The sequence below is a fragment of the Streptomyces sp. NPDC087859 genome (assembly GCF_044742595.1).
GTDB lineage: Bacteria > Actinomycetota > Actinomycetes > Streptomycetales > Streptomycetaceae > Streptomyces > Streptomyces canus_F.
The window spans coordinates 214,177-237,039 of record NZ_JBIUUU010000017.1 but is presented as its reverse complement, the minus strand read 5'-3'; the positions used below and the strand labels follow the sequence as shown (position 1 = coordinate 237,039).

General features: G+C 69.1%; 19 protein-coding genes. 6 read left to right on the top strand and 13 right to left on the bottom strand.

The window, feature by feature from the left end:
* Positions 1 to 306: 306 nt before the first annotated feature.
* Entirely contained in the window at positions 307 to 2,151 is a 1,845-nt protein-coding gene (locus tag ACIOHP_RS36665; RefSeq protein ID WP_401894147.1) for a glycoside hydrolase family 15 protein, read from the top strand.
* Between the two features lie 54 nt (positions 2,152 to 2,205).
* On the opposite strand, the gene ACIOHP_RS36660 is transcribed toward ACIOHP_RS36665, so the two are convergent.
* The 9 genes from ACIOHP_RS36660 to ACIOHP_RS36620 all read right to left on the bottom strand — a co-directional run bounded on the left by ACIOHP_RS36660 (position 2,206) and on the right by ACIOHP_RS36620 (position 13,665).
* A complete protein-coding gene (locus ACIOHP_RS36660) occupies positions 2,206 to 3,975 on the bottom strand; it encodes a cation:proton antiporter (protein WP_401894146.1) in 1,770 nt (589 codons plus the stop codon).
* Between the two features lie 51 nt (positions 3,976 to 4,026).
* Entirely contained in the window at positions 4,027 to 5,079 is a 1,053-nt protein-coding gene (locus ACIOHP_RS36655; protein ID WP_401894144.1) for a cytochrome d ubiquinol oxidase subunit II, read from the bottom strand.
* Positions 5,076 to 6,542: a cytochrome ubiquinol oxidase subunit I gene (locus ACIOHP_RS36650; protein ID WP_401894142.1), complete on the bottom strand. Its 1,467-nt coding sequence runs from the start codon at positions 6,540 to 6,542 to the stop codon at positions 5,076 to 5,078. Before ACIOHP_RS36650 ends, ACIOHP_RS36655 begins: the two co-directional genes overlap by 4 nt.
* A gap of 36 nt (positions 6,543 to 6,578) precedes the next feature.
* Positions 6,579 to 7,418 (bottom strand): SDR family oxidoreductase, encoded by an 840-nt coding sequence (locus ACIOHP_RS36645; RefSeq protein ID WP_401894140.1) that lies wholly within the window; start codon positions 7,416 to 7,418, stop codon positions 6,579 to 6,581.
* A gap of 159 nt (positions 7,419 to 7,577) precedes the next feature.
* Complete coding sequence (locus ACIOHP_RS36640; RefSeq protein WP_401894138.1) at positions 7,578 to 9,182, bottom strand: GMC oxidoreductase; 1,605 nt, start codon at positions 9,180 to 9,182, stop codon at positions 7,578 to 7,580.
* A 132-nt stretch (positions 9,183 to 9,314) separates the two neighbouring features.
* On the bottom strand, positions 9,315 to 10,232 hold the full coding sequence (locus tag ACIOHP_RS36635) for a cyclase family protein (protein ID WP_401894137.1): 918 nt from the start codon (positions 10,230 to 10,232) through the stop codon (positions 9,315 to 9,317).
* A gap of 32 nt (positions 10,233 to 10,264) precedes the next feature.
* Positions 10,265 to 11,785, bottom strand: coding sequence for a gluconokinase, GntK/IdnK-type (locus ACIOHP_RS36630; RefSeq protein ID WP_401894135.1), 1,521 nt, complete (start codon positions 11,783 to 11,785; stop codon positions 10,265 to 10,267).
* Between the two features lie 20 nt (positions 11,786 to 11,805).
* Positions 11,806 to 12,210, bottom strand: a complete 405-nt coding sequence (locus ACIOHP_RS36625) for a hypothetical protein (protein ID WP_401894133.1) — start codon at positions 12,208 to 12,210, stop codon at positions 11,806 to 11,808.
* A gap of 438 nt (positions 12,211 to 12,648) precedes the next feature.
* Positions 12,649 to 13,665: a LacI family DNA-binding transcriptional regulator gene (locus tag ACIOHP_RS36620; protein ID WP_401894131.1), complete on the bottom strand. Its 1,017-nt coding sequence runs from the start codon at positions 13,663 to 13,665 to the stop codon at positions 12,649 to 12,651.
* A gap of 284 nt (positions 13,666 to 13,949) precedes the next feature.
* Between ACIOHP_RS36620 and ACIOHP_RS36615 the strand changes: the two genes are divergently transcribed.
* The 5 genes from ACIOHP_RS36615 (at position 13,950) to ACIOHP_RS36595 (ending at position 19,893) form a co-directional block, all read left to right on the top strand.
* Positions 13,950 to 15,260 carry an extracellular solute-binding protein gene (locus ACIOHP_RS36615; protein WP_401894129.1) on the top strand — a complete coding sequence of 437 codons (1,311 nt, stop codon included), beginning with the start codon at positions 13,950 to 13,952 and terminating at the stop codon, positions 15,258 to 15,260.
* A gap of 102 nt (positions 15,261 to 15,362) precedes the next feature.
* Complete coding sequence (locus ACIOHP_RS36610; protein ID WP_373463653.1) at positions 15,363 to 16,334, top strand: carbohydrate ABC transporter permease; 972 nt, start codon at positions 15,363 to 15,365, stop codon at positions 16,332 to 16,334.
* Between the two features lie 13 nt (positions 16,335 to 16,347).
* Complete coding sequence (locus ACIOHP_RS36605) at positions 16,348 to 17,289, top strand: carbohydrate ABC transporter permease (RefSeq protein ID WP_361550316.1); 942 nt, start codon at positions 16,348 to 16,350, stop codon at positions 17,287 to 17,289.
* A 90-nt stretch (positions 17,290 to 17,379) separates the two neighbouring features.
* Positions 17,380 to 18,840 carry a GH1 family beta-glucosidase gene (locus ACIOHP_RS36600; RefSeq protein WP_401894128.1) on the top strand — a complete coding sequence of 487 codons (1,461 nt, stop codon included), beginning with the start codon at positions 17,380 to 17,382 and terminating at the stop codon, positions 18,838 to 18,840.
* Positions 18,841 to 19,350: 510 nt separating this feature from the next.
* Positions 19,351 to 19,893: a GNAT family N-acetyltransferase gene (locus ACIOHP_RS36595; RefSeq protein WP_401894162.1), complete on the top strand. Its 543-nt coding sequence runs from the start codon at positions 19,351 to 19,353 to the stop codon at positions 19,891 to 19,893.
* 112 nt (positions 19,894 to 20,005) lie between these two features.
* Here the strand turns inward: ACIOHP_RS36595 and ACIOHP_RS36590 are convergent, their stop codons facing one another.
* The 4 genes from ACIOHP_RS36590 to ACIOHP_RS36575 all read right to left on the bottom strand — a co-directional run bounded on the left by ACIOHP_RS36590 (position 20,006) and on the right by ACIOHP_RS36575 (position 22,851).
* Positions 20,006 to 20,860, bottom strand: a complete 855-nt coding sequence (locus ACIOHP_RS36590) for an oxygenase MpaB family protein (RefSeq protein WP_361550320.1) — start codon at positions 20,858 to 20,860, stop codon at positions 20,006 to 20,008.
* Between the two features lie 54 nt (positions 20,861 to 20,914).
* On the bottom strand, positions 20,915 to 21,403 hold the full coding sequence (locus tag ACIOHP_RS36585) for an MSMEG_6728 family protein (RefSeq protein ID WP_401894126.1): 489 nt from the start codon (positions 21,401 to 21,403) through the stop codon (positions 20,915 to 20,917).
* 11 nt (positions 21,404 to 21,414) lie between these two features.
* Complete coding sequence (locus ACIOHP_RS36580) at positions 21,415 to 22,299, bottom strand: SDR family oxidoreductase (RefSeq protein WP_401894125.1); 885 nt, start codon at positions 22,297 to 22,299, stop codon at positions 21,415 to 21,417.
* A gap of 72 nt (positions 22,300 to 22,371) precedes the next feature.
* Positions 22,372 to 22,851 carry a hypothetical protein gene (locus tag ACIOHP_RS36575; RefSeq protein WP_401894123.1) on the bottom strand — a complete coding sequence of 160 codons (480 nt, stop codon included), beginning with the start codon at positions 22,849 to 22,851 and terminating at the stop codon, positions 22,372 to 22,374.
* Between the last annotated feature and the right edge of the window lie 12 nt (positions 22,852 to 22,863).

Sequence of the window (22,863 nt, the reverse complement as noted above, 5' to 3'; positions counted from 1 at the left end):
CGCCGGGGGGGGGGTTAGTGGTCCCCGGTTTCCCCCGGGGGTGGGTGTATCGGGTCCAACCGTTCTGTTTCGGCCTGTGGTGTCGCGCGGCCCTGCCTCGCGATGTGCCGGGGCCGCCCCTGGGCGCGGCCGCTGCACTTCGCTCGGCAGGACGGCGCGACACCAGAGGCCTAAGCTGACGGATGGCACCGGATCCACCCTCGCGCTGCGTAACCGGTGGACCTCTCTCGCCGCCGCGTGCGGAGCCCTACGAGGCCGCTCAGGCGGATCCAGATCCTTGTCGGCGCAGGCCGAAAGGGGCTCACGATGGACGACTATCCCCTGATCGAGAACCATGGGCTGATCGGTGATCTGCAGACCGCGGCCCTCGTCACCACCGACGCCACGATCGACTGGTTCTGCTGTCCACGCTTCGATTCACCCAGCGTCTTCGGCGCTCTGCTCGACCGGCACAAAGGCGGCCACTTCACCGTCCGACCGGCCGCGAGCGACTACGAGACCAAGCAGCTGTACCACCCCGACACCGCCGTCCTGGTGACACGCTTCATGACGGAGGCCGGAGCCGGCGAGGTCGTCGACTTCATGCCGGTGACCGGGACGACGGCAACGCCGCGGCACCGGCTGGTCCGCATGCTGCGCTGTGTGCGCGGCAGCATGACGTTCCAGGGCGAGATCGCCCCACGCTTCGACTACGGCCGCAAGCCGCACAAGCTTCACATCACCGAGCACGGAGCCCTGTTCAGCTCAGAGGACATGGACCTCGCCGTGCACCCCGTCCGGGAGCCGCATGACGAGCGACTCCTGAACGCGCTCTCGGGCGACAAGGACCTCCGCTTCACCCTGACCCTGCAGGCGGGACAACAACGCGGCCTGGTCATCGAGTCATCGCCCGCAGGGCCGCCCCACGAGGTTCGCCTCGCGGAGTTCGAGGAGCTGTTTGACGAGACGGTCCGCTTCTGGCGCTCATGGCTCAGCCAGTCCACCTACACAGGCCGGTGGCGCGAGGCGGTCGAACGCTCAGCCGTGACACTCAAGCTCATGACCTACGCGCCGAGCGGCGCCCTGGTCGCCGCCCCCACGACGGCGCTGCCGGAGCAGCTGGGCGGCGAGCGCAACTGGGACTACCGCTTCACCTGGATCCGCGACGCGTCCTTCTCCGTGTACGCCCTGCTGGGCCTGGGCTTCAAAGAAGAGGCGACGGCGTTCATCAGCTGGCTCCACAACCGGGTGAAGGAAGAGGCCGGCCAGGGCAACGGCACCGGACCGCTGAACATCATGTACCGGGTCGACGGCTCGTCCGACCTGGTGGAGGAGGAGCTGAAGCACTGGGAGGGCTACCGCGGCTCCTCCCCCGTCCGCATCGGCAATGGAGCCGCGGACCAGCTGCAACTGGACATCTACGGCGAGGCGCTGGACAGCATCTACTTCGCGCACCAGCACGGCATCCATCTCGACACCCGGGGATGGACCGCGCTGCACACCCTTCTCGACTGGCTGGTCGACCACTGGGACCAGCCCGGAGAAGGGCTGTGGGAGACCCGCGGCGGCCGCAAGGACTTCACCTACGGTCGAGTGATGTCCTGGGTGGCCTTCGACCGCGCCCTGCGCATCTCCTACGACGACGGGCGACCGGCGGCCCGCGGCCGCTGGATGGCCGAGCGCGACAACCTCTATACGCAGGTCCTCGACCGGGGCTGGGACCAGCAGAAGCAGTCCTTCGTGCAGCACTACGGCGACGATGTGCTCGACTCGTCGCTGCTGCGCATGCCGACGGTGGGCTTCATCACGCCCGATGACCCGATGTGGAAGTCCACCATGGACGCGATGGACCGTGAACTGGTCAGCGACAGCCTGGTCTACCGCTACAACCCCGAGGCGTCACCGGACGGACTGCGCGGCTCCGAGGGAACCTTCTCCCTGTGCACGTTCATGTACGTCGATGCCCTGGCGCGGGCCGGTCGCACGGATCAGGCCAGACTGGTGCTGGAGAAGATGCTCACCTACGCCAACCATCTGGGCCTGTACTCCGAGGAGATCGCCCTGACGGGCCGCCAACTGGGCAATTTCCCCCAGGCCTTCACTCACCTGGCGCTGATCGACGCCGCCATCACCCTCGACGCGACCCTCAACAGCAGGCGCGTGACGGCATAGAGAGACCGCCGAAACGCCGGCTACGCCGCCTTTCGACGCTGAGCCCTCCGGCGCTCAGCCTTCGGAGGGGGCCGAGCCGAGCAGCACCACCTGGTCGCCCTCCCCCGGGATGACCTGATGCTTGTCGGTGACCGGCTCCAGCCGCCGGTCGGCGCGGACGACGAACAGGGTGTCGTGGCCCTCCGGGAGGGGAGCCGAGCCGGGCCGGATCACGAAGCGGGCTCCCCGCTCGTAGCGTGCCGCCAGGACGTGCCGCACGAGCGCGGTGCCGAACAGGATGTCGCCGCCGGTGTAAGGGGCCACGACGCCATGGCCCCCGTGCGGCGGTCCCACCCGGTATACCGGGCCTTCGACACTGTCCTGCATCACCACGGCGGCGAGCGCGTTGAAATCGTCGTCGTCGGTGGCCAGGAAGACGGCCGTCACCCCCTCCAGCCTTGCCCCGGGATTGGTGGCCGTGGCCAGCAGATCACCGGTGGCCAGCTCGATTCCCGCGGCACCGATGCGTTCTCGTTCCGCGTTGCCCCCCGCCCACATCAGCACGTCCAGGCCGGCGGTCTGCAACGTCCTTCCCAGGTCCACCACCCACGGCTCCCCGCCCACCAGCAGAATCCGATGTCCCCCGGGTTCGACGATGCCGAGCCGGCGCGCCACCGGCGCCGCGGTCAGCGCGTACAGCACGACGGTGCCCACGATCACCAGGAACGTGACCGGAAGGATGCGGGAGGCCCCGGGCTCCCCCTGCTCGACGAGGCCCGCCGCGAAGGCCGAGGCCGTCGCCGCGGCCACGATGCCTCGCGGTGCCATCCATCCGATGAAGGCCCGCTCCCCTGTGGTCAGGCCGGACCGGGTGGTCGACGCGAAGGCGATCACGGGGCGCACGACCAGGACGAGGAGAGCGATGAGGCCCAGTGCCGGCAACAGCACGGGCGTCACGGAGTCGGGAGGGACACTGGCGGAGATGGAGACGAAGAGCAGCCCGATGATCAGTTGGGCCAGTGTCTCGAAGAAGGGCCGTCGGGCCGGAATGTCGAAGCCGCGGATGTTGGTCACGGCGAGACCGGCCACGATCGCGGCGATGAGCCCGGTGTCGTCCCGGACCACGTCGCACACCGCCGACACGGTGATCACCGTGGCCAGTTGCGCCAGCGTTCCCAGGGTCTCGCCCAGCCGCAGGGTGCGCAGCGTCAGCCACAGCACGGCCGTCGCCACCGCTCCCCCCACCAGGCCCACGGCGAGGCTGAGAGCGAACTGCCCCAGTTGGTACCCCCGGCCGATGTCGACCTGGTGCGTCGTGGCGACGGCATGGAACACGAGTGCGCCCAGGATGCCGCCGATCGGATCCGTCAGCGTCCCTTCCCAGATCAGGATGCGGCGCACCTTGTCGGTCGGACGGACGAAGTCGAGCAGGGGACCGACCACGGTCGGCCCTGAGACCACGAGGATCACACCGAGCATCGCGGCCACCCGCAGGGGCATGTCGAACATCGCGGGCGCCACCGCTGACGTGACGAAGAACGTGAGCAGCACGCCGATCAGCAGCAGCCTCCCCACGATCCATCGCGTGCGACCCGTGAGTTTGCCCAGATTGAGGCCGAGGCCCGCGTCGTAGAGGATCACCGCGACGGCCATCGAGACCAGCGCGGAGAAGTCCGGGCCGATCAGCTTGTCCGGATGAATGACGTCCGTCAGCGCCCCGGCCGCGAAACCCGCCGGCAGCAGGATGATCAGTGCGGGGACGCGCAGCTTGCTCGCCAGGATCTGAGATCCGGTGGCGAGCGCGAACGTCAGAGCGATCCCGAGAAGGATCTCGTCGTCCGTCACAACAGCTCCCTCGGTCGGAGTCCGGGCGCGATGGGGATACGACGGTGGGCCTCAGGCGGCGCCGGAGGGGCCGTCGTCGTCGGCGCCGCTTCGTCGCAGTTCGGCGTCCGTGAGTTCCTCCAGTTCGCCGTGGGTGTCCAGCCAGTACAGGAGAGCGACGGCCGGGAAGACCACGACCACGGCGATCACCGTGACCACCAACAGCCACGTGAGCGTGGCGGGGGCGCCCGCCCCGTCGGACACGGTCAACGACGTCGGAAGGAGGTAGGGCCGCTGGGCCATGCCCCAGGCGAGCACCGCACCCGCGACGGCTGCCACGGCCGCGACCCGGACCCAGACGCCGGGCGTCCGCAGAAGCAGCCAGATCGTCGCCAGGACGGCCACTCCCGCGGCGATGACGAAGCCCAGACCCACGCCGTGGGTCAGTCCGTGCCATACGTGCGCACTGTCGTTCCGGGTGACGGACACCGCGAGCACGGCCAGCGCGGACATGACCCCGAGACTGGCCAGCGCGCGCCGCCGGAAGTAGCCGACCAGACCGGCGTCGAGGCGCCGGGCGTCTCCCGTGAGGAAGACCGCGCCGAGGAACGCCGTGCCCGCGACAGCGGTCAGACCGAACATCAGCGAGGTGGGGTTGACCCACGCATCGGCCGAGGCCTCCGTGCCGGGCGAGACCCGACCCGACGCGACCCCGCCGACAGCCGCGCCGAGGAAGAACGGCGTCACGAGCGAGGCCACGGCGAACACCGCACCGTACAGGCGCCGCCCCACGAGCCGACGGGCGGGCTTGCGGAAGGCGAAGCCGGCGCCCCGCAGGACCATGCCCATCGCGGCCAGCGCCAACGGCAGCCACATCGCGGAGAACACGCTCTGGAAGAGGATCGGAAAGCCGGTCCACATGATGACGAAGACGAAGATCAGCCAGACGTTGTTCACCTCCCACACGGGAGCCATGGCGTGGTCGATGAGCTGCCGGGGACGCCTGCCGCGCTCCGCTCCACCCGCCGTGAGATCCCAGAATCCGGCGCCGTAGTCGGTGCCGCCCGCACATGCGTACGCGGCGACGGCGAGGAGCAGCGTCACGGCGATGACGTCGGCGGTCACGGGCGGCCGTCCCGGGGCCTGCCGCCGGTGCCGGAGGAGAGGACGTCGCCGGCCTGAGGAGCTGTTCTCGGCCCGTAGGGGGTATCGGCCTCCGGTGCGTGCGCCGCCTGTTGCTCGTCGGCGAGCCGCCAGCGCGCCCGCATCTTGAGCAGGACCGTCAGCAGCGAGCCGAAGACGAACACGTACACCACGATCACCAGGCCGAACATGATCCACAGGGTGGTGGAGCGGGTCGAGGTGACCGCCTCGGCGACCCGCATGTTCTGGTAGACGATCCAGGGCTGGCGGCCGACCTCGGTGGCGACCCACCCGCACTCCACCGCCACGACGGACGCGACTCCGGCGCATGCCGCGCCGCGATAGAACCACTTGGATTCGGGAGGCCGGCGGTGGCGCAGCCAGATCCATCCGTAGCACAGCGCGAGCAGCAGCAACGCGGTGCCGATGAAGACCATCGTGTCGAAGGCCCAGTGAGCGATGGTCGCCTGGGTGGCGGTCGGCCGTTCGCTGGCCGGGACGGAGGTCAGCCCGACCACCTTGGTGTCCGGGCGGAACCCGGCCAGCACGGAGTCGAGCAAGGGAATCTTGATACCGCCGGAGATCGAACCGTCCGGGTGCAGGCGACCGTAGAGGTATTCCGGTACACGGGTGTCGGTCTCCCAAACGATCTCCATGGCCGCGAACTTCACCGGCTGTTTGTGGAAGACCGACCGCGCGATGGAGTCGCCCAGAACCATCTGCACGGGCGCGGCGATGGATGCGATCGTGAAGGGAATGGTGAACCCGAGCCGGTGATACCGGTCCCGGCGGCCCCGCAGCCAGCCCACGGCATAGACCCCGGCCACCATGTAACCCGCCGTCATCAGCATGGCTACGACGAAGTGCCAGTACTGCGGCCCGAACATGGGCGTGAAGATCGCCTTCCACACGTCGACGTCGACCGGTCTGCCCGCGCCGTCGAGGGAGAACCCCTGCGGTGTGTTCATCCAGGAGTTGGCGGCCAGAATGCCGAACGCGCCCAGCAGGGCGGTGGCCGGGAGCGGCAGCCCGAGCAGGAAATGGGTACGCGGTTTCAGCCTGCGCCACCCGTAGAGGTAGATCGCGATGAGTACCGCCTCGAGGAAGAACGCCCAGGCCTCGACCCCGAACCCGATGCCGAAGACGTCGCCCCACCGCCCCATCAGTCCCGGCCAGAGCAGACCGAACTCGAAGGAGAGCACCGTGCCGGTGACGACGCCGACCGCGAACTGCACCGCCATGACGGCCGACCAGCGCCGGGCCAGGAGCAACGCGGTGGCATCGTTGCGGCGCAGCCCGCGGTAGTGCATGACCAGGGTGATGAAGGGGAGCGCCACGCCCAGGGGCACCAGGATGATGTGGGAGGCCAGGGTGAAGGCCATGAGCTCCCGGGCGGGCAGCAGTTGTGCTGGGGCATCCGCCGCCAGCGAGACGTAGGTGTGCATCGACGCCCTTACTGTTCGCGGCGCTCCAGGGGAAGGTCAGCCACCGGTGGCGAAGCCGGGGAAGAGGGTCATGCCGCCATCCACGTACAGGGTCGTCCCCACGACGTAGTCCATGAGGTCGGACGAGAGGGCGACGACGGCGTGGGCGATGTCGTCGGGGTCGCCGATCCGGTCGTAGGGAATCAGCCGCAGCAGGTCTTCCCGGGCCTCGGGCGTCTCCCAGGCGCTGCGGTTGATCGGCGTCTTGATCGCACCGGGGGCGACCGCGTTCACCCTGATCTTCTCCGGGGCGAGCTCCTGGGCCAGGGTCTGCATCATCATCTGCACGCCCCCCTTGGAGGACGCGTAGTTGACGTGGCCGGACCACGGGATGAGCTGGTGCACCGAGCTCATGCAGATGATCTTCCCGGCCGCGCGGGACACCTCGGGGACGACACCGCGGCGCCGGAACTCCTTGGCCGCCTCCCTGGCGCACAGGAACTGCCCCGTGAGGTTGACATCGATCACCTTCTGCCACTGCGCCAGCGTCATATCGGTGAGCCGGGCGTCGCGCTGCAGACCGGCGTTGGCGACCATGATGTCGATCGTCCCGAATTCCTGGACCATTCGATCCACCATGGCGACGACCTGGTCCTCCTTGGACACGTCCGCCTCGTAGGCAGCCGCGCGCACGCCAAAGGAAGTGAGCTCCTCGACGACCTTCTCGGCGGCGTCACGATCCGCCACGTAGTTCACGACCACGTCCGCGCCGGCCCGGCCGAGCCCGAGTGCGGTGGCCATTCCGATGCCCGAGTTCGCTCCCGTGACCAGTGCCTTCTGCCCCCTCAGCAGGTGCGACGGAATGACGCTCTGTGGTGCCTCGGTCGAATCCACCATGTTCTGCCTCCTCGCAGCGCGGCCAGAGTCCGCCGTCTGCGGCCGGCCCGGCACGCAGGTCACGCAATCACCGGGCGCGGCGGACGGCATGGCCACGGAGCGGTCGTTGGGCCGTTGGGTCGAGCATCTTCGTCCCATCGGACGAGCGGCCCCGACCGGTCAGCCGAGTCGCGCGAGGAGGTGGTCGCCGATGCGCAGCGCGTTGGCGATGGCCGTCAGGGACGGGTTGACCGCGCCGATGCTCGGGAAGAAGCTCGTGTCGACGACGTACAGATTGTCCAGGTCGTGGGCCTTGCAGTTGACGTCCAGCGCTGAGGAAGCGGGGTCGGTTCCGAAGCGGACGGTGCCCGCCTGATGCGCCGTCGCGCCGATCGGCATGCCCTTGTGCAGGTAGATGCTGCGGGACAGCAGCCGGTGTTCATGCATGCCCAGATGGCCGAGCATGCCCTGCAGCTTGTGCCTCAGCCGCTTCATGCCCTCGATGTTGTTCGTCTCGTCGAGAGCCAGCCGGATACGGCCGTCGGATTCGACCGTGACCCGGTTGTCGGCCAGGGGCAGGTCCTCACCGCACAGCCAGAAGTCGACGGCGTGGTGCGCCAGCACCTCGAAGGGCATGTCCGGGGCGACCGCTCCCGCCCATCGCGGAGCCTGGCCGTGGATCTGCTCGGCGTCCGACTTGCCCAGCATCTGAATGCCGCCCAGAGGGTAGTCCCAGTCGTCCGCGCCGAAGTACCAGTCATGCAGCGCCAGGGTCTTCTGGAACTGGGTGTCGTTGGGCTCTTTCGAAATGGCCATCAGGGCAAGGTTGTTGTGCCGCATGTAGAAGCGGCCCACCACGTCGGAGCTGTTCGCCAGTCCGCGTGGATGCTGCTCGTTCGCCGACGCGAGAAGCAGCGCGGCGGAGTTGACCGCGCCGCAGGCGACAACCACCACATCCGCCGTGAACCGTACCTCCGAGCCGTCGGCGAGCCGGCCGATGACGGCGCTGACGCTGCGCCCCGTCGCATCCGTCTCCAGCCGGACCACTTGTGTGTTGGTGGTCATCTCGACGTGAGGATGGAGCAGAGCGGGTTCCACACAGATCACTTCGGCGTCGGACTTGCCACGCACCAGGCAGGGAAAGCCGTCCACCCGGTTGCACCGGATACAGACGCTGGAGTGGGTGGCACGCCCGGTTCCGTCCTGGCTGAGGTTCACGCCGATCGGCAGGTGGAAGGGGTGCAGGCCACGCTTCTCCAGGTCGTCGCTCAGTTGTTGGATACGCGGTTCGTGCTCCACGGGCGGATGGGCGTACTGGGCGCCGGCCACGCCTTCACTGGGATCCTCGCCGTGCCGGCCGTGCACGAGGTACAGGTGCTCGGCCTGCGTGTAGTACGGCTCCAGCTCCTCGTACGTGATCGGCCAGGCGGGCGAGAGACCCCCGTGATGCCGGATTTCCCCGAAGTCCTCGGGGCGGAGCCGGAAGAGCGCGGCGCCGTAGAACTTCGTGTTGCCGCCGACGTAGTAGTTGACCTCGGGCGGGAACTCGGTCCCGTGCCGGTCGATCCAGAACTCCGGCGCACGGTACTTGCCCTTGACGAACACGGCTGTCGAGTCCCAGTTGTCCCGCTCACGCGGCAGGTGGTCGCCCCGCTCGATGAGGAGCACACGCTTGCCGGAAGGGGCGAGCCGGTGGGCCAGCGTGCCGCCACCCGCGCCGGTACCGATGATGATGACATCGTAGTGAGGGGTGTCGCCCACGGCGACCACCGTCCTTGCGATCACGGCCCTGACCTGCGTCAGAGCCTGTCCCCCCTGGCCGAGGCCGAGTTGGTCCCCCACGCGCGAACGTATCCGCGCCGCCGGTGATCGGCGACCGCACGGGCGGCGCCCTCGACGCGAGCCGCAGCACCCCGCTCACAGCACGGCGATCGGGTTCACCGGCGAGCCGGTGGCAGCGGGCAACCGGAGCGGGGCGATCACACACAGGAAACTCCAGCGCCCGGTCTCGGCACACACCTGGGCCAGTTCCTCGAACGACAGGTAGTCCAGCAGGTGCACCCCCATGGCCTGCATGGCCAGGGCATGTACCGGGAAGTCGATGCCCTCGACCGGGCTGGGAGCGGCGTCGTTGTTGCCGTCCCCGCCCAGGACCGCGACGTCGCGGTCGGCCAGGAACTCCAGGGCGAGGGGATGCAGCCCGGCGCGCTCCTGCGCCGCGTTCCACGCCCCGTGCTCGCTGCGGCGGCGGCGATGGCCCACCCGAACGAGGAGGACGTCCCCGGGGCCCACCCGGACTCCCTGAGCGGTCTCGGCGGCGGTCAGGTCGTCCGCGGTCACCGCTTCGCCCGGTTCCAGCCAGGCGACGCCGCGCAGCCGCGGGATGTCGAGGAGCACACCGCGTCCGACGATGCCGTTGGCGACCAGGTCCAGGGTCAGCGCGTGGGCCCCAGCCCCCGTCACGCTGTCCGCGGACACACCGGCGTACAGCCGGCCGTCGAACAGCACGTGACAGAGCGCGTCGAGATGGCTGTCCGCATCCCCGTGCACGTTCATGGCGAAGCGGTCGGTGGCGAATTGCAGCCCTTCCGGCCGCCCACCGGCAGACAGCGGTCCGGTCATCCAGTGGCAAGCGGGGTCGGGATTGTCCGGGCCCGGCCGGATCTCGATCGGTGCGGCCAGCGACACCGCACGCCCGAACCGCACCTCAGTGGCGGCCGCCACAATCCGCTCGGGTGTCAGATGGGCCAGTGCCCCGCGCGCGTTCGCCTCGCCCTCCGCCCACGCCGCGTCCCGCAGCCGCGTGTGGAGCACCCGGAACTCGCGCTCGTCCATGCGCGCGACGGCCGGGCGAGGGCCGGCCGACGTCACGGGGAACCCCACGAAGTGAGCCCCCATCGCAGCACATGTGTGTCACCCGGCTCGAGAACCGTGAGATCGGTGCCGCTGCGGAGCGCGTCCGCCGGACAGGACATAGGTTCCACGGCCACGCCCCGGCGTCTGCGTTCAGGCTCGGCCAGCGTGTCACCCGTGTACACCTGGACGTAGCGGGTCCCGTCGCCGAGCCACAGATCGACGCCTCGCAGTCCGGAAGGATGGGCCAGCCTGACGACCGTCCGGCCGCGCACGTCGCGGTCGAGGCCGGTGAAGGCGGTGTCCAGCCGCAGATCGCCGATGGGGCGGGCAGCGCGGAAGTCGTACACGGTTCCCTCCACAGGCTCCTGGCCGACAGGCAGGCCCTGGTCATCGGTGAGCAGCCGGTACCCGGCCGGAACGGTCAGCAGGGCGGTGTCGACAAGGTCGGTGCCTACCGTCAGATACGGATGCTGTCCCACTCCGTAAGGAGCGCGGACCGCACCGGAGTTGGTGGCGAAGACGGAGACTTCCAACCCTTCGGGACCGAGCCGGTACTCCGCACGGACCTCGAGGAGGAAGGGATACCCCGGCTGTGGGCACAGTGTGGTGCCGATCCTCAGCGAGTCCTCGCTGTGGGCGAGCAGCTTCCACAAGGTCCACCGCAGCAGACCGTGGATGGCGTTGTGCTCCTCCGGTTCCGTCAAGGGGAGTTGCAGGTCGTGGCCGTCGAAGCGGTAGCGCCCGTCGGCCACTCGGTTCGGCCAGGGGACAAGGAGCTGTCCTCGCCCTCCCGTGATGGCCGAGCCGGTGGTGAACCCGTCGAGCAGGGGCCGGTCGTTCACGACGTACTCGCGCAACGCGCCGCCCAGTTGGACGATGGAAGCCCGCTGCCTATCACGGCGCAACTGCCACTGGTCGCCCGTCGGGCCGGCTGAGACGAGCGGCTCCTCGCGTCGTGCGGGGTGCTCGATGAGCGGTCCTAGCGCCGGGTCGTCCGCAGCGTTTTCTCGGCGCATCAGCGAAAGCACCGACGTGGCAACGGCCTCCGGGGACTGGTCGATCTCGACCACCAACGGATGTTCATCGGGCACCGGCTCCTGTAGTTCGGCGAACTGACTGTCCAGCAGACCGGCCGGGAAGAAGTGGCCGTGCCGGGCGGCCAGCCGTGAGCGGATCAGATCGCGCGACCCGTGCAGGTACACCAGGCGCACTCCGGGACGCCCCGCCAAAAGACGGTCCCGGTAGACACGCTTGAGCGCGGAACAGGTCACCACGGCCGACCGGCCGGCGGCGATCTCGCGGTCCATCCAGGCACCGATGGCATCGAGCCAGGGCTCTCGGTCGCTGTCCGTGAGTGCATGGCCGGCGGCCATTTTGGCGCGGTTGGTCTCGGAGTGGAACTCGTCCGCGTCCCGATACGGCCGGCCCAGCCGCCGCGCCACGAGACGCGCCACCGTCGTCTTGCCCGACCCGGCGACGCCGACGATGAGCAGCACGTCCGGCGACGGCCCGGCCACGGTCTCGCCCGCCACGGGCGTCGAGGTCCCGGACCTCAGTCCGGCATCGGCCCAGGAGCTACGCACAGCGCCCAGATGACGAAGGCGTCGATGGCGATGAAGAGCAGCGCCCACCACGGGTTGTAGGGGAGCCACATGAAGTTCGCGATCATGCTGAGCCCCGCCAGCACCACGCCGACGACCCTGGCCCACGTGGCGCCCTTGAGCAGGGCGAAGCCGGCGCAGGCGATCACGAGGCCCAGTACGAGGTGGATCCAGCCCCACCCGGTGAGATCGAGCTCGTAGACGTAGTTGCGGGTGTTGAAGAACACGTCGTCCTCGGCGATGGCCGAGATACCCGCGAGCAGCGTCATGATGCCACTGAAGATCATCATCACGGCGGCGAACACGAGCCAGCCGCTGCCGTGCGCCGTCCTGGCTTCTCTCACATGGGTTGTCATGACAGGTTCCTCCCTGTCGTGGACTACCCGTCGACGTTTCCGTGCGACGAGTCCGATACATCCAATCTGAACCTCCACCTCCTCCGGCGCACATTGGCCGCCCACCCCCTGGACCGACCCCGCCCTGTGGCTGCTCTGGCTGACCGCCCACGGCCACACCTGCGAACAGGCCGAGACAGCGGCCACGGCGCATCCGGCCTGGGAAGACGCCCCGACCCAGGGCCTGAAATTTCTCGCCGCACACAGCACCGGCTATGGGACTCCGTCGCCGCCCAAAGCTCCAGCGCGCAGTCGATACAGGATCCCGTTGACGCCCCTGCGGTGACCGGCCCGTTCCGCTCTCCGCGCTGATGCTCGCGCCGGCGCACCTTGGCCGTGCAAACCAGGCCAACGATCGGGGTGGGCGAGCAGGTGGCTCACCAGCACCCCCTCATGGGCTCATGACGATTCGCGTACGACGAGCTCAGTGGGAAGCGTGACGCGCCGACGCGGCCTGTCGGGATCGCCGATCTCCTCCAGAAGGATGTGTCCGATCATGGCGCCGATCTCCTCGACGGGCTGTCGCACGGTGCTGAGGGGCGGATTGGTGTGCCGGGCGATGATGGAGTCGTCGAATCCGACCACGGCCACGTCGTCGGGGACGCTCCTCCCCTGCCTGCGCAGTTCCGCCAGTGCCCCCGCTGCCATGACGTCCGAGGCGACGAACAAGGCGTCGAGCTCGGGGACTCGTTCAAGGAGTGAACGCATTGCCGCCTCGCCGCCCTCCTCGGTGAAGTCGGCCGAGGCCACGAGTCGGTCCGTGGCCTGGTGGCCCGCCTTCTCGAGGGCCTCGCGCCATCCCTGGAGCCTGCTGCGCGCTACGTCCATGTCGAGCGGTCCGCTGATGGTGGCGACGGTGCGCCGACCCCGCGCGAGGAGGTGGTTGACGGCCGTCGCGGCTCCACCCGTGTTGTCGGAGTGCACGTGGCTGAGCGACTCGTTGGAGGAACGGCGTCCGGCGAGCACTGTGGGCAGCCCCATGTCCTCGAGCAGCCCCGGCAGGGGGTCGTGTTCGTGCACGGAGACCAGGAGCACCCCGTCGACACGCCGTTCCGCGACGGACTCGGTGAGCTGGTCCCGCTCGGCCTGGTCGCGGACGAGCACCAGTTGGAGCTGCGTGCGGGTCTCCGCGAGGGCGGTGCTGACACCGCGGATGACCGCCGAGAAGTAGGGCTCGGAGCCCAGTCTGCTCTCCGACTCGGGGATCACCAGGGCCACGGAGTTCGTCCGGCTCGTCACCAGTCCCCGGGCGACCGAGTTCGGGACGTAGTTGAGTTCGGCGATGGCGGCGAGCACGGCGGCCCTCGCCTTCTCACTGACGAGTTCGGAGCCGTTGATGACTCGTGAAACCGTGGTGCGCCCGACACCGGCGCGCGCGGCCACGGTAATGATGGTCGGGCGTTGCCTCTCCCCCATGACGCCTCCCTCGCTCGCCGGTGCCTGGACGGCTTTCACCTGCGCATTGTGCCAGATCTGGGGAGAGCGCCCGCAGGGCCCGGCTGCGGGCTCGCGACATCTTTCCGCAACGAAGTGGATTCAACTTCTTGACAGACGCCTTTCGCGGCGACCAGGCTGCGGGCTCTTGAGTGGGTACGTTCCCACCGTCGATTGGGAACGTACCCACCGGACAAATCGTGCCTGCGGAGCGGACCGCGGGGACGCGAACTCCGGTGCGTCAGCGCCGCCGCTAGGAGGACGAAATGAACAAGTTCCGAAGGACGTTGCGTACGAAAGCCGTGGCCGCTGTGTCCCTCGCGTCGGCTCTCGGCCTGGTCGTGGGCTGCGGGGGCAGCGACGGAGGGACCGGTGGAGGCAAGAAGGACGGCAAGGTCACCATCACCATGGGGCTCTTCGGCGTCATGGGCTTCAAGGAGACCGGTCTGCTCGACAAGTACATGAAGGAACACCCGAACGTCGTCATCAAGGCGGACGTCGCGGGCGACGAGCAGACCTACTACACCGCCCTGCAGACCCACTTGGCCGCAGGCAGCGGGCTCAAGGACATCCAGGGCATAGAAATTGGTCGGGCCAAGGAACTGTCCGACACCCAGAAGGACAAGTTCGTCGATCTGGCCGGCGTGGCCGGGACGGACCACTTCCTTCCGTGGAAGCAGAGCCAGGTCACCGCCGCCGACAAGAAGGTCATCGGCCTCGGCACCGACATCGGCCCGATGGCGGTCTGCTATCGCAAGGACCTCTTCGAGCAGGCCGGCCTGCCCACCGACCGCGACGAGGTCGCCAAGCTGTGGGAGGGCGACTGGTCGAAGTACGTCGACGCGGGCAAGCGGTTCAAGCGGGACTCGAAGGACGACAAGGTCGCCTTCATGGACAGCTCCAGCGGGCTGTTCAACGCCATGATCTACGGCAACTCCCAGCAGTTCTACGACAAGCAGGGCAAGCTGATCTACGCCACCAACCCTGTCGTGCAGGACGCGTGGAAGCTGGCCTCCGAAGCGGCCACCTCCGATCTCACCGCCAAACTCCGCCAGTTCCAGCCCGGTTGGGACCCCGGCCTGGCCAACAGCACCTTCGCCAGCACCGTCTGCCCGGCATGGATGCTCGCGCACATCAGTGAGAAGGCGGGACCGAAGAACAAGGGCAAGTGGGACGTCGCCAAGGCACCCAAGGGCGCCAACTGGGGCGGATCGTTCCTCGGCGTGATGGAGAAGAGCCCCGTCAAGAAGGAGGCGCAGGACCTCGTCGCCTGGCTCACCGCCCCCGAGCAGCAGGCCTACCTCTTCGAGAAGATCGGCAACTTCCCCTCGTCGCAGACCGCGTTGGAGATGCCCGCAGTCGTCGATGCCAAGTCGGACTACTTCAATGGTGCGCCCATCGGAAAGATCTTCGGCGCTGCGGCCCAGGAGATCCCCGACGAGCAGGTACTCGGCCGCAAGGACGGCACCATCAAGGACATCTTCTCGCAGGGTCTGACCTTGATCGAGGCCCAGAACAAGAGCCCGAACGACGCGTGGAAGACCACTGACGAGCGCATCGAGAAGGCCGCCGGCTGACCTGGGGCCCTTGCCCGCCGCCGCCCGGCGCCCCACGCACGGCCCCTATGGGTCGCCGGGCCCCTGCCCGCCTCTCCACCCCTCCAGGAAGGACGCCTTCCGGTGGCCATCTCCACCTCGACACCCCCCGACGGTGCGCCCGGCATCGGCGCGGAGCGTCAGCGGCGCCGCACGCTGCTGCACCGCCTCGACGTCCGGGGCGCCCCGTACGCCTTCGTCGCCCCGTTCTTCATCGTGTTCGCCGCCTTCAGCTTCTACCCGCTCATCTACACCTCGTGGATCTCGCTGCACCGCGTCGAACTGTCGACCCTGAACCTCATGGAATGGGTCGGCTTCGACAACTACACAGCGTTGTGGGACGACGACCGATTCTGGAACGCGCTGCTCAACACCTTCACCATCGGCGTCCTGTCGACCGTGCCCCAGCTGCTGATGGCGCTCGGACTGGCGCACCTGCTCAACTACCAGCTGCGCGGCTCCACGTTCTTCCGCGTCGCCGCCCTGACGCCGTACGCCACGTCGGTCGGTGCCGCGGCCCTCGTGTTCACCATGCTCTTCGAACGCGACTTCGGCATGATCAACTGGATGTTGAGCCTCGTCGGTGTCGACAACCTCGACTGGGAGAACAACAAGTGGGCCGCGCAGACGGCGATTTCCTCCATCGTGATCTGGCGCTGGACGGGCTACAACGCGCTGCTCTACCTCGCGGCGATGCAGGCGATCCCGCGCGACCGCTACGAGGCCGCGGCCATCGACGGCGCCTCGCGGTGGCAACAGTTCCTGAAGGTCACCGTTCCCGGCATCCGTTCCACCATCGTGTTCACCATCGTCCTGTCCACGATCGGCGCCACGCAGCTCTTCGGTGAGCCCCTGATCTTCGGCCAGGGCCCGAACGGCATCACGGGAGGAGCCGACAACCAGTACCAGACGCTGGGTCTGCTGCTGTACGAGGAGGGCTGGAAGAACTACCAGATGGGCCGGGCCGCCACGGTCGCCTGGGCGATGTTCCTGCTGCTCATTGTCGTGTTCGTCGTCCAACGAATCGTCAAGCGCGTCATCACGCGCAGGACCTGACCGGGAGATCTCCATGACCACAGACAGCATCCCGGTCCAGGCGACGGACGCTCGCCCCGGGACCGCGTGGAAAACCCGCAAGGCCACCCCGTCCGGTGAACGGCGCCGCCGACTGTTCCGGCACCCGGGTGCCGGACGTCAGCACCACGCGGGTCCCGTCGCCTACATCCTGCTGGGGATCGCGGCGCTGTTCTCCCTGTTCCCGCTGTACTGGACGATGGTGGCGGCATCGACCGACAACACGCGCGTCACCCAGACGCCTCCGCCGTTTCTGCCGGGACCCCATCTCCTGGAGAACCTCGGCAAGGCCTGGCAGGACGCCGCGCTGGGCAAGGCCATGCTCAACAGCCTGATCGTGGCCGGCGTGATCGCCCTGTCCACGGTCCTGTTCGCCACCCTCGCCGGCTTCGCGTTCGCCAAACTCCGCTTCAAGGGCCGCAACATCCTGCTGATGCTCGTGATCGGCACGATGATGGTGCCGCCGCAACTGGGCGTCGTACCGCTGTTCATGATGATGACGGAACTGGGCTGGGGCCAGAAGCTGCCCGCCGTCATCTTCCCCACCCTCGTCAGCGCCGTCGGCGTGTTCTTCATGCGGCAGTACCTGGCCGAAGCACTGCCCGACGAACTCGTCGAGGCCGGACGGGTGGACGGTGCGCACTCCCTGCGCATCTTCTGGAGCATCGTGCTCCCGATCGCCCGGCCCCCCATGGCGGTGCTGTTCATGATCACGTTCGTGCACGCCTGGAACGACTTCTTCTGGCCCTTCATCGTGCTCGACATGACCAATCCGACGGTGCCCGTCGCCCTCACCCAGCTCAGCGCGGGATACGTACGCGACCAGTCGCTGATCATGGCGGGCGCGCTGCTCGGCACGCTGCCACTGCTCGCCCTCTTCGTCGTCTTCGGCCGTCAGATCGTCGGCGGAATCATGCAGGGAGCGGTCAAGGGATGACTGCCGTGCCGACCCCCCGCTGCCGCGGCCCCTCGACTCCCCCGCCCCGCTTCCTCTCCCCCTCCCCGCCCGTCACCTGGAAGGACCCACGTGAGCACCGCAACCCGACGCGTCGCGCCCGCCCCGGAGAACATCGCCGTCCGCACCTTTCCGCAGGGATTCACCTGGGGCACTGCGACCGCCGCGTACCAGATCGAGGGCGCCGCCTCCGCCGACGGACGCACCCCTTCGATCTGGGACACCTACTCGCACACCCCCGGCAAGGTGCGCAACGGTGACACCGGGGACGTCGCCACCGACCACTACCACCGCTGGCGCGAGGACGTCGAGATCATGGCCGACCTCGGAGTGAGCGCCTACCGGTTCTCCCTGTCGTGGCCACGCGTGCAGCCGACCGGCCGCGGCCCAGCCGTCGAAAAGGGGCTCGACTTCTATCGCGCCCTGACCGACGCACTGCTGGAAAAGGGCATCGAACCGGTCGTCACGCTCTACCACTGGGACCTGCCGCAGGAGTTGGAGGACGCCGGCGGCTGGCCGGAGCGCGCCACCGCCGACCGTTTCGCCGACTACGCGGCCCTGGCGGCACATGCGCTGGGAGACCGGGTGAAGACCTGGATCACCCTCAACGAGCCCTGGTGCAGCGCCTTCCTGGGATACGGCTCAGGTGTCCATGCACCCGGGCGCACCGACCCGGTCGCGGCCCTGCGTGCGGCGCACCATCTCAACCTCGCCCACGGCAAGGCCGTACAGGCCCTGCGCGCCGAACTACCCGCCCGCGCACAGGCGTCCATCACGCTCAATATTCATCACGTCCGCGCCCTGACCGAGGCAGCCGAGGACCTCGACGCAGCCCGGCGGATCGACGCACTGGCCAACCGTGTCTTCACCGGCCCGCTGCTGGAGGGCCAATACCCCCAGGACCTCCTCCAGGACACGGCGAGTCTGACCGACTGGTCCTTCGTACGGGACGGCGACACCGCCACCATCCACCAGCCGTTGGACTTCCTGGGCGTCAACTACTACACACCCACACTCGTTTCCGCCGCCCGGGGTGAGGCCGGCCATGGATCCGACGGCCATGGGATGAGCGAGCACAGCCCCTGGCCTGGCGCCGACGACGTCGCCTTCCACCGGCCGCCGGGCAGCACCACTGCCATGGGATGGGCGGTGGACCCCAGCGGTCTGTACGACCTGCTGACGCGTCTCAAGGCAGACTTCCCCGCGATGCCTCTGGTGATCACCGAGAACGGGGCCGCGTTCGACGACTACGTGAACCCGGAAGGCGAGGTGGCCGACCCCGAACGCATCGCCTACCTCCACGGCCACCTGTCAGCCGTGCACCGGGCGCTCGTGGCCGGCGTCGACGTCCGGGGCTACTTCCTGTGGTCTCTGCTGGACAACTTCGAGTGGGGTTACGGCTACAGCAAGCGCTTCGGTGCCGTCTACGTCGACTACCCGACCGGCAAGCGCATCCCCAAGTCCAGCGCACGGTGGTACGCCGACGTGGTCCGCACCCACAGCCTGCCGCAGGAGAGCGGCGGGAACCGGTGAGCGCGGGGAGAGCCGCATGGCCGCCCGATGCACTCAGGGCCTCGCCACCGGTCCCATGGCGACGGCTTCACGGTCGGACCTGTACCTGGTCCGGTCAGCGGCCTCTCCCCCAACCGTCTCCACTCAGGAGGGAGTTGTAGAACCTCTTGCTCGCGTAGCCGGGTTTGCGCTTGCCAGGAAGCGTGCACGGAAGCCGACGTCTGCCCGCCGCCCATCCGCGAAGCGGCCGGCTTCCGGCCGCCGACACGCGGGGATGAGGAGCGGTTGATCGTCTGGCTCGCGGACGAGGTCTGCCCCATCGAGTTGGTCGAGGACCGGTCGCGCGAGGCTCTGTTCGTACGGTGCCGCAGCGACCGGATCGAGTCCACGGGCCGCAGGCCGGGCCCGCGCGGACCGGGCCTTCTGCGCGCAGACTGTCACATGCCTGGGCAGCGTGTGACGACTGCCGGCCACCGCAGCCAAGCGCCCCATCTCGCCCTGGAGAGCTCATTTGTCATCCAGAATGATTCGATGGTCACGCTTGAGACTCCCCGTTTGATCCTGCGTCGCTGGCGCGAGGAAGACGTTGCGCCCATGGCTGCCGTCAATGCCGACCCCGCGGTCATGCGGTGGATCCGTGACGGCAGCGTCCTTGACGAACAGCAGACCCGTGGCCGGGTCCAGGCATGGGAGAGCGAGTGGGAGTCGCGGGGCTTCGGCCTGTTCGCCGTCGAGATCCGGTCCACTGGCCAACTGGCCGGGTTCACCGGCCTCTCGGTGCCCCACTTCTTGCCGGAGGTGCTGCCGGCGGTTGAGGTCGGCTGGCGGCTGGGACGTTCCCACTGGGGGCAGGGCCTGGCCACTGAGGCCGCCGCGGCCGCTGTACGGTTCGGGTTCGAAGAGCGAGGGCTGGAGCGGATCGTCAGCATCACTCAAGTGGGCAACGACGCCTCCGAACGAATCATGACCAAGCTGGGGATGCATCCGGTCCATGAGACGGTCAGTCCCACCGGGGGCCGGCGGGTGCGGGTGTTCGAGCTGTCGTCGGACCAGTACGCCACAACCACTCGTTGACGGCAGCAACGAGGACGGTGGCCTCGTAACAGACCGCGAGTTTGTCGTACCTCGTGGCTACGGCCCGGCAGGCTCGTACTGCAGGGAATCCCCGCGCTGTCCGGCGCACGCTCTAGCCGCGGGTCCCTGGTGGGGTCATGGCCCAGCGGATGGTGCGGGTCAGGGCCTGGCCGGTGGGCCGCACGGCGAGGTCGTCCACCAGGGGCAGGCGCGGCAGCCACAGCATGTCGCGGGCCCAGGAAGGCAGGAGAGCTACGGCGTTGGCGGCGAGGCCGCCGTAGAACGGGCGCACCACGAGGGGCAGTGGGGGCCGCAGGAGAAGGAAACGGGCGGCGGCTCGGGCTTCCGGGGTGGCGTGCAGTTCGGGGAGGTAGGCGGCCAGGCGCTCCGACAGTTCGCGACGGTCGCGGGGTGGCGCGGTGACGCCCAGTGCCTCGGCGACGCGTGCGGTGTCGGCGACGTAGGCGTCGTAGCCGGCAGGGTCCAGCGGCCGGGCTCCGTAGCGTTCATGAGCGCGCAGGAAGCTGAACGTCTCGGCGGCATGAACCCAGGCCAGCAGGTGCGGGTCGGCCGCGTGGTACGGCACTCCCTCGCTGGTCGTCCCGCGGATACGGTCGTGGATGCCGCGGACGTGGTCGACGGCCCGCTGGGCGTCCTCCGCGGTGCCGTAGGTTGTCACGGCCAGGAAGGTGCTGGTGCGCTGGAGGCGGCCCCACGGGTCGCCGCGGTAACCGGAGTGCGCGGCCACCGCCGCCATGGCGAGCGGGTGCAGGGACTGCAGGAGAAGTGCGCTGAGCCCGCCGATGAACATCGAGGCGTCACCGTGGACCGTGCGGATCGGGCGGTCGGGTGCGAACCAGCGCGGGCCCGGACTGTCGTGGATGCGGGCGCGGTTCGCCGGTCCGTCGGGGCCCGCGACGCGGCGGAACAGGGCCTGGCCCAACTGTTCACGGACTGCCGTCAGCATGATCGGCCTCCCCTCTTCTGCTTCTTTCCCTTGTCCGCCTGCCCGTGCATGGGGTTATCGGCCGGCGGGCACCTGCTGCGGCTCACGGTCTGACGCCGGCCACACATAGGACAGATCATCTGGTGCGTCGGGGAACAGAGCGGCGTACACCTCCGGTTCCTTACGGACCAGTGCCGAGCGGTGGCTTTCGTGGAAGGCCTCGTCGCCGAGCCAGGGCGGCAGTTCGCCGGCGGCGGCCAGCTGCGACTGTTCGCGCACCGCGGCACCGGGCCGGTGCGCGGCCAGGCCGGCGACGAGCGAGGCGGCACAGCTGTCCTGGTGTCCCTGGGCACGCCAGACCCGGCAGATCTCCAGGCCGTACCGTACGAGTGCCTCCTCATACCCGGTCCACATCCGTACGGCCGGGTGTCTGCGCCAGCCGTATCCGGGGACGGTCAGGCCGCGCAGCACCTGCAGGGCCTCGACCCGCTGTTTGCCCAGCCGTCGCCGGTCCAGCAGCAGGGCCGTCTCCCGGAAGTCAGGATGGGGCAAGAACGTCTGCATGGCTCACCTGCTCAGTTCTTGTGCGGCACGCGGGCCGCACGGTCGGCCAGGCCGCCTGCGCCGAGGGGGCCGGTGTATTCGACGGGCTCCTCGGCCTCCAGACCGGGCAGCGCCCGGCGAGACACCCGCAGCACCACGGGCGGCAGGGCCGCGCGCACCGGTTGGGCCAGCCGCAGCCACGCCGGCGCGTACACGGTCGTACGGCGCCGCTCCAGACCCGTCACCAGACGTGCGGCGACCGTCTCCACCGGGTACACGCGGCGGGCCGGCAGCGGCATGTGGGCGCGCAGTTCGCGCAGCACCGCATACCGGTCGGCGTCGCGGATCATGTCGGTGTCGGTCCAGTTGAGGTAGCCGATGCCCACGGCGACGCCTCGGTGCGCCACCTCCGCCCGCAGGGCGTGCGCGAAGGCTTCGGCCCCCGCCTTGGACGCGCAGTAGGCGCTCATCAGCGGAGCGGCGCCCAGCGATGCCAGCGAGGCGATCTGGAGGAAATAGCCCGCCGTGTCGAGAAGGTCCGGCAGGAACGCCCGTGCCGTGTGGGCGCTGCCGGTGAGGTTGACGTCGATGACGCGACTCCAGGCAACTGGATCCGAGGCGAGGAACGGACCCCCTTCCGCGATGCCCGCGTTCGCCACGACGGCCGACGGCGGGCCGAGATGGGCCCGCACGGCGGCGGCCGCCGCCTCGAGCGCGGCCGGGTCGGTGACGTCGACCTCGATGGCCAGCGCCGGGCCCGGCAGGGACGCGGCCACCGTGTCCAGGGCGGCCTTCTCGTGGCCGAGCAGCGCGACCCGGGCACCGCGGCGGCCGATCTCGCGGGCCATGGCCGCGCCCAGACCGCGGGCTGCTCCGGTGACGACGGCCGTCCGGCCGGCGAGCGGGCTGCTGCGCACGGGCTGACCTTCCTTTCCGTCTCACTGTGCCTCTGCCGACACTTCCGTGCCGACGGGGTGTTCGGATGCGCCTCAGGTCTCGGGGTCCGGAGGGCATGCGGCGTGGTCGGGGTGGCCGGGGGTGCGGCGCTCTTCCTTCATCTCCGCCTCGTACAGGTGGTCGCGGCCCTGTGCGAGCTCCGCCACCACGCTCGCCTCCAGCTGCTGGAAGGGGCGGTAGTACGTGGCGTTGTAGGCCTCGACGATCTGGAACGTCCAATGCCCGGGGATGACATTGCGTCCCAGGATCTCCGCGCGGACCTTCTCGGCCCATTCGGGGTGACCGGCTTCGCGCAGCAGCCGCACGGCACGGTCCAGCTCCAGGTCGGCGCCTCCGGTCAGCTGGTGGAACGCGTACAGACTGCCTCGGGCCCGCTCGGTCGTCTCCAGGGCCTTGGACAGCGCGCCGAGGGCCTCGACGGTCTTGTCGTCGACCCCGGGCGGCCGCCGGTGGTCGCGGTCGGGGCCGTCCGGGCTTTCGGGGCTGCCGGGGGCTTCCTGGACGTGGTTCACGGGTTCTCCTTG

Bases quoted from the DNA above. Each gene is read 5' to 3' on its own strand.
- ACIOHP_RS36665 (WP_401894147.1), top strand. From the start codon at position 307: ATGGACGACTATCCCCTGATCGAGAACCATGGGCTGATCGGTGATCTG.
- ACIOHP_RS36650 (WP_401894142.1), bottom strand. From the start codon at position 6,542: ATGCACACCTACGTCTCGCTGGCGGCGGATGCCCCAGCACAACTGCTG.
- ACIOHP_RS36645 (WP_401894140.1), bottom strand. From the start codon at position 7,418: ATGGTGGATTCGACCGAGGCACCACAGAGCGTCATTCCGTCGCACCTG.
- ACIOHP_RS36635 (WP_401894137.1), bottom strand. From the start codon at position 10,232: ATGGACGAGCGCGAGTTCCGGGTGCTCCACACGCGGCTGCGGGACGCG.
- ACIOHP_RS36625 (WP_401894133.1), bottom strand. From the start codon at position 12,210: ATGACAACCCATGTGAGAGAAGCCAGGACGGCGCACGGCAGCGGCTGG.
- ACIOHP_RS36620 (WP_401894131.1), bottom strand. From the start codon at position 13,665: ATGGGGGAGAGGCAACGCCCGACCATCATTACCGTGGCCGCGCGCGCC.
- ACIOHP_RS36615 (WP_401894129.1), top strand. From the start codon at position 13,950: ATGAACAAGTTCCGAAGGACGTTGCGTACGAAAGCCGTGGCCGCTGTG.
- ACIOHP_RS36605 (WP_361550316.1), top strand. From the start codon at position 16,348: ATGACCACAGACAGCATCCCGGTCCAGGCGACGGACGCTCGCCCCGGG.
- ACIOHP_RS36595 (WP_401894162.1), top strand. From the start codon at position 19,351: ATGGTCACGCTTGAGACTCCCCGTTTGATCCTGCGTCGCTGGCGCGAG.
- ACIOHP_RS36590 (WP_361550320.1), bottom strand. From the start codon at position 20,860: ATGCTGACGGCAGTCCGTGAACAGTTGGGCCAGGCCCTGTTCCGCCGC.
- ACIOHP_RS36585 (WP_401894126.1), bottom strand. From the start codon at position 21,403: ATGCAGACGTTCTTGCCCCATCCTGACTTCCGGGAGACGGCCCTGCTG.